Below are 6624 nucleotides of genomic sequence, written 5' to 3' on the forward strand. Positions count from 1 at the left end.
CAAAACATTTAAAGCGTGGTATAAAGCTAAAAAAGGCTTTAATTCTTTTGAAAAAGCAAATAATTTAATATACTTATTTGTATTTCACTATAACTTTATTAGACCACATGGTTCATTAAATAACTGTACTCCAGCAGAAGTTGCTGGCTTCGCTAGCGATAGCTCAGATAAAAACTCTTGGTTTTCAGCGGCTTAATATAAAATTAATATCTTTGATTAACCTGCAAAAATTACGTTTATTGCAGGTTTGTTTACCATACAATAAACTATCCAAACTTATATAATTTTCAAAGAACGAGCAATTCTATGAAATATTAAGCTATTTTTTCATATCAGCTTAACAGATTCAATTTAATACCCTTATATTTATACTACATAATTATGGTATAATATACAATTTATATTTTGTTTATTATATATTCTAATAAATTCATTTAAACCTAAAAGTGAGGCTAAGAAGCGAAATTTAGCTGACTTTACAAAGTATTATAATATATAAAAAAACTTCATACCAACAATACTAACCTTTTGCTAATGCTTAGACCTCATCACCTTTCTTTATATGATTCTTTAAAATGAAATACAAAATTATATAAATTATTGAAAATACTGTGTATTTTATTTTCTTTCTATTAATTATATATAGCATAAGCCAATAACACTTTTAATATCATTGGCTTATTTCTTAATATTTAATCATATCTTATTTATTTTTAAACACCCCTGAAGGTTATAGTTATAGATTCCCCTTTACATTAATTTATCTTTTTTACAGGAACATAAATATTCATTACGGTATCTGGTCTAGAATGGCAACGCTCATCGTAAAATTCAAAGTCAAGCTTACTTTCATCATAAACATAGCCACTATCTTTAAACCATTGTTCAAAAATATATTTCCATGTACTTTTAATAACCTGTGCAAATTCACTCTGCTTTTCATCTTTTGTAGTGTCTACAGGTGGTGTTGTAAAGACAGCATATTCACCTTCAGGAACTTCTACCGTCAACATATCTTTCTGTACCTTTGAAAAATCATCTACAATTACTCCTAAAAGATAAGTTACATTTCCATTTTCAGATGATGGAATACACAATCCAACTTCTCCATGCTTAGGAGGATTAAGAATTTCGTACATTTTACATTCTAAATTTTCACCATCATAATTGCTCCAGAAAGATGCAATGTCCTTTGTATAATTACTTCCAGAAATATTTGTTTCTATACCATAGCCCGCTACCTTAAATCCAGGTTTTTTTACAATAATAGGATTCATAATATCCCCTCCAATTTTAAATGTTATTTTATTCTTCATATACCCATCCATTCGTGCAGCATACTGTGTGGGGCTATAACCAAATGCCTTACGAAATGCCTTTGAAAAACCACTTGATGTTTCAAATCCATAATCTAAAGCAATATCAATAATTTTTCTGCCCTGAAATAACTCCACTTTGGCTAGAGATAATCTTCTTTCTCTTATATATTCCATGACAGACATTTCCATACACAAGCTAAAAACTCTACAAAAATGGTACATGGAATACCCCACTTCAGCTGCAATTTCCTTAGCTGATATTGGTTCCTTAATATTGATTTCTATAAACTCAATACTCTTCTCTATATCCTTGCTATAATTCAATGTATCACCACCCCTTCTCTTTAGGATAATTTTATTATAACAACACAATTGAAGCTAACCTGTTCCTACTTTGCTAAAATTACAGTATTCCAACCAACACCTAAAATTTGTAATCTGAGTAACCTGCAATTCTTCTTAAAATTTATAGTTATAGTGACCTTACTCTATAGTTCAAAAGATTACAATATGGCTTTTCTCATACCTTTATCATGAGCTCAAAAATTAATCTACAATAAACCTAACTTAAAGTCTTAAGTTAGGTTTATTGTAGTGCCCATTTAAATGCCATGACATTTAAAGTCTATTTTGATTTCCCTCAACATAAATTCAACAAAATCAATTAACTTCTGTATTTCATAACTAAATTTCGTGTCAATGATCCCCTACAATATTATTTTTTAGTATATTATTATATGAACATAACATTTTGCTTAATATCTCATTAGTTTTTATACTGGAATTTACCCTTCCTATTCCCGTCCTTATCGAACATCCTTCTAAGGTGAACTTCTGTAAAAATCATAGAACCTATTATAATTATTAAGCAACATAAACCTGGTAATCCTCTTGATAAATTAGGTTTATATTTATGTATATAATGAAATACACTATAAACAATAGTACATAAAATACCAGTAATTATAAGTGTACTACCAAAAAATCTGTTTCCTTCATTCCATGTTTCTTTGTTCTTCATAGCAAAGGGTGTCCTATATCCTAATGATCTATTTATCTCCTTAGGAGGATATAATTTAAACAAAACTCCAGAAACAACTAAAAATATACCTATTAAATAATAAGCTATTATCGTCATAGCCACTCCCCCCATTCTAAATAATTTTATACACTATATATTATAGTATATATTTTACTTAAATGTATTATTTTTTCTTTGCAATATTTGAAAATAGGGGATGAAAACCTCTTTTTACTAGTTTTTCATCCCCTATTTAACAGATTTAACATTCCAATCTTCTACAAGCTAAATAAGAATATTTCTCTTACTCAAACTCCATCTTAACTAAGAATCATTTGACATTAATACTCTACTTTTTTAAATTTATCTAATAGCTATCAACTGCACACCCTGAATTAACTCCTCTAACTAAAAAACATCCCATGTAATAATAACATGAGATGTTTTTTAGTTAGGCACATTCAAAAAGATAACAAGTCAGCATACTAGTCTATTTGACTTGTTATTTTCTTTCATGTACCTTAATGAACCAATTTTTCTTTAACATTAATAAACTTATATCAGTTAAAGAAAAATTGGTTCATCTAATCTTTTCTATATGATTTTTATCTTTTACAATAAAATTTTCTAAATATACCCTATTAAATTTCCATAATAACAGGAAGTATTAACGGTTTTCTTCTTGTCTTTTTATATAAAAATTCTCCTAAATCGCTTCTAATAGAACTCTTTATTACTGACCAATTAAATACCTTATTACTAAGACAATTATCTAGTGAATCTCTAACTATGTGTTTTGCATCCCTTAATAAGTCTTCTGACTCTTTCATATATATAAAACCTCTTGAAACAATATCTGGTCCTGAAATAACAGTAGCTGCTTGTTTGTCAATTGTTACAACTATTGTAATTATTCCATCTTGAGACAAGTGTTTTCTATCTCTTAGAACTATATTACCTACATCTCCAACACCTAATCCATCTACCATTATTCTTCCTGATGGAACTTTATTGGCAATATGTGCCTTGTTAGATGTAATTTCAAATGTTTCCCCTATATCTAAAATAAAGATATTTGATTTACTTAATCCTAATTTTTCAGCAAGTATAGCATGTTGTTTTAAATGTCTATACTCTCCATGTATAGGTATAAAATACTTAGGTTTTAAAAGTCTGTGTACTAATTTCAGTTCTTCCTGACATGCATGCCCAGAAACATGTATATCTTCTAATGAGCTATAAATTACTTCTGCACCCCTTCTGCATAATTCATTTATTACATTAGATATAGATTTTTCATTTCCTGGTATAGGAGATGCTGAAATAATAAATAAATCACCACTTTCAACTCTAAGCTTTCTATGAGTACCTGCAGCAATTCTAGAAAGTCCAGACATTGGTTCTCCTTGGCTTCCAGTTGTAACAATAGTAACCTTATCATTAGGATATTTATAAATATCATCTATTCCTATTAAAACATCTTCCTGTATATTTAAATAACCTAACTCTAGAGCAACTTGTGATATTTTTTCCATACTTCTACCACTAAATGCAACTTTTCTTCCTTGTTTAACTGATGAATCTACAATTTGTTGAATTCTATGTATATTTGATGCAAATGTAGCTACAATAACTCTACCCTTTGCTCCATAAAATATATTCTCCAACTTTTTACCAACAGTTTTCTCTGACATAGTATATCCAATACGTTCTGCATTTGTACTATCTGCCATAAGTAGCAGTACACCTTTTTTTCCTATTTCTGAATATCTTTCTAAATTTATTATTTCTCCATCAATAGGTGTGTAATCCACTTTAAAATCTCCTGTATGGAATATCACGCCTAAAGGAGTAGAAATAGCTAAAGAGCAGCTATCTGCTATACTATGGTTTGTTCTTATAAACTCAACTGACATATTATCTACCTTTATAATATCTCCTGGTTTTACAACATTTAATTCACAGTCTGAAAGTATATTATGCTCTTGTAACTTACTTTCAACTAATCCTAATGTTAACTTAGTTCCATATAAAGGAACATTAATTTGCTTTAATATATATGGTAATGCTCCAATGTGATCCTCATGTCCATGAGTTAAGAAAAATCCCTTTACTTTATCTCTATTGTTTATTAAATATGTTATATCTGGTATTACAATATCTATACCGTACATTTCTTCATCTGGAAATGCCATTCCACAGTCAATTACAACTATCTCATTTCCATATTCAATTGCTGTGATGTTCTTTCCAATCTCACCAAGTCCCCCTAGTGATATAACTTTTACTTTACTTTTGCTTTCCAATAAATTCACTCCTTAATTTAATAAAATTTTCACTTTTTTTAAAACTCCGTACCATTTCTGAAACAGCGTAATATATAAGCACTTGATTAAAAATCTATGTTATAATTTTTCTCCTCTTTTTAACTTATCAATGAATTCAGATAAATCTCTTTTTTCAACACGCCAATGTCTTCCTATTTTAAATGCAGGAATTTTACCTTCTTGCACTAATTTATAAGTTGTAACTTCACTGATTTTCAAATATTCAGCTACTTCATTTACAGTCATTATCTCATCATTTTTTTGATCTTCTTCCTTCATATAATCTTCCTTTCCAAAATCACCATAACTCTTTAAACTCTCTTTTAATCTATATAAAAACATTCTATTTTACATACTGACTTGTTATTTTTTGAATGTGCCTTATCTATCTTAAATTTATCAATTCTCTACTGTTATTAATGCCTTAACTTCTTAATCAAAATATGAATAACCTTATAACTTGCAACCTGCTTGCAACTAAATTAAGCTTGTAACCACAGTATCCATACTCTATCACTCAACATACCACTTAGAAATCTTTCAAATTATCCTATAACAGTTATCTCTAAGTGCATTAACACTCTTTTCTTTAAATTCAGACTATTAAAGTTATCTGATTGCTACCAAATGTAACATCACATTATAAAGATTCGTTCTAGTATTTATTGCTATATACTTTAAAAATTTTGCAAAAACTTTACTCTATTTTTATTTCTAATTATATAGTATATTCACTAAACTAACAAGTTTTATTATATTCTAGTTAAAACAAATCAATTTACTTAATCTATTTTATAAATAATTATAACCATTTATAATTATTTATAATTATTTAATTTAATATGGTATGTTTGTCCAAAAATGTATTATCTAATCTTTAAAGTTCATAACAAAAAGCTTTAAATGTTTAACATGCACATTTAAAACTTTTTTAGAAAATTCCTATTAGATTTGTATCTTTACAATTGTTCAGTAAATTATATCAAACAATATAATTATTTAAAATACTTATAAAACCAATCTTTAATGAGGTTGTAGTCATCAAATAACAAGTGAAAGATTCGATTTATATATTTTGGCTAATATTACTGACACATAGACTGTCATACTGACTTATTATTTTTTGAATGTACCTACTAAAACAAAAAATAGTAGTATCCTTCTTAATGGAATACTACTATTTTTTATAAACTTCTTTAATATATATGTCAAATTTAAATTACTTGTAGCTTTTTCATTGTAAAATTTTAACTTACTTATTTTCTTTGATATATACTTCTTTACCTTTAAACACTACAGCTATTTCTTTTATATTTCTTATTCCTTTATTCTCTAAAGTAACACTATACTTCTTATCTTCTATTTGTTTTAAAGCATCATCTGCTGTTTCTTCTAAGGTTTCATAATCGTCAGGATCAAGCTTTTTAAATTCTATAACAATGCCAAGTTTAGAAATGTCTTTTGGAATTACCATTACATCGTATCTTCCATAACCACTTTCTCTATTAGATAAAACTTCATGGGTATCATTTAAAGAGATTAACATTCCAAGTACAAAGGCATGATAAACCTTTTCCCCTTCATATCCTCCCACATCAAAGTAGCTTATGCTTTTTAATACAAATTGTCTTAAAAGCTTTCCAAATATTTTTATATCACCATTTATAAGACTATTTAACATAATGTCATAGTTATTTTTTGTAATTGTATCTAAAAACCACTGTTGTATTATGTTTTTATAAAGACTTCTAACTTCTCTATTAGGTATTGTTAAACTATAGAATATATCTTCTTCTTGCCTATAGTCTTCTCTTGCCTTTAAATACCCTGTAAATAATAAAAAACTCCATAAATTATCACTAGATTTTTCTATGTCTCCCATAACTATATTTTCATCAATAGTTTTGCTTATAGAATCTCCTTTGATTAAAGTCTGAAGATCATTTTTTACATCCTC

General features: G+C 27.6%; 6 protein-coding genes. 1 reads left to right on the plus strand and 5 read right to left on the minus strand.

Features of this window, described 5'->3' with window-relative positions; genetic code table 11:
- Positions 1-196, plus strand: a 196-nt coding sequence (locus BM119_RS19060; RefSeq protein ID WP_143087361.1) for an integrase core domain-containing protein, incomplete at its 5' end; no start/stop codon positions are given.
- A gap of 559 nt (positions 197-755) precedes the next feature.
- Here the strand turns inward: BM119_RS19060 and BM119_RS19065 are convergent.
- The 5 genes from BM119_RS19065 to BM119_RS19085 all read right to left on the minus strand — a co-directional run.
- Positions 756-1643 carry an AraC family transcriptional regulator gene (locus BM119_RS19065; protein ID WP_090043289.1) on the minus strand — a complete coding sequence of 296 codons (888 nt, stop codon included), beginning with the start codon at positions 1641-1643 and terminating at the stop codon, positions 756-758.
- Between the two features lie 442 nt (positions 1644-2085).
- Positions 2086-2457 (minus strand): SdpI family protein, encoded by a 372-nt coding sequence (locus BM119_RS19070; protein WP_177199516.1) that lies wholly within the window; start codon positions 2455-2457, stop codon positions 2086-2088.
- A gap of 524 nt (positions 2458-2981) precedes the next feature.
- Entirely contained in the window at positions 2982-4646 is a 1665-nt protein-coding gene (locus BM119_RS19075; protein ID WP_090043291.1) for a ribonuclease J, read from the minus strand.
- Between the two features lie 99 nt (positions 4647-4745).
- Positions 4746-5009, minus strand: a complete 264-nt coding sequence (locus tag BM119_RS19080) for a helix-turn-helix domain-containing protein (RefSeq protein ID WP_242948478.1) — start codon at positions 5007-5009, stop codon at positions 4746-4748.
- A gap of 910 nt (positions 5010-5919) precedes the next feature.
- Positions 5920-6624: PD-(D/E)XK nuclease domain-containing protein (locus BM119_RS19085; protein WP_177199517.1), on the minus strand; the 705-nt coding region annotated here is incomplete at its 5' end.

The sequence above is a fragment of the Clostridium frigidicarnis genome (assembly GCF_900111985.1).
GTDB classification, from domain to species: Bacteria; Bacillota; Clostridia; order Clostridiales; family Clostridiaceae; genus Clostridium_Z; species Clostridium_Z frigidicarnis.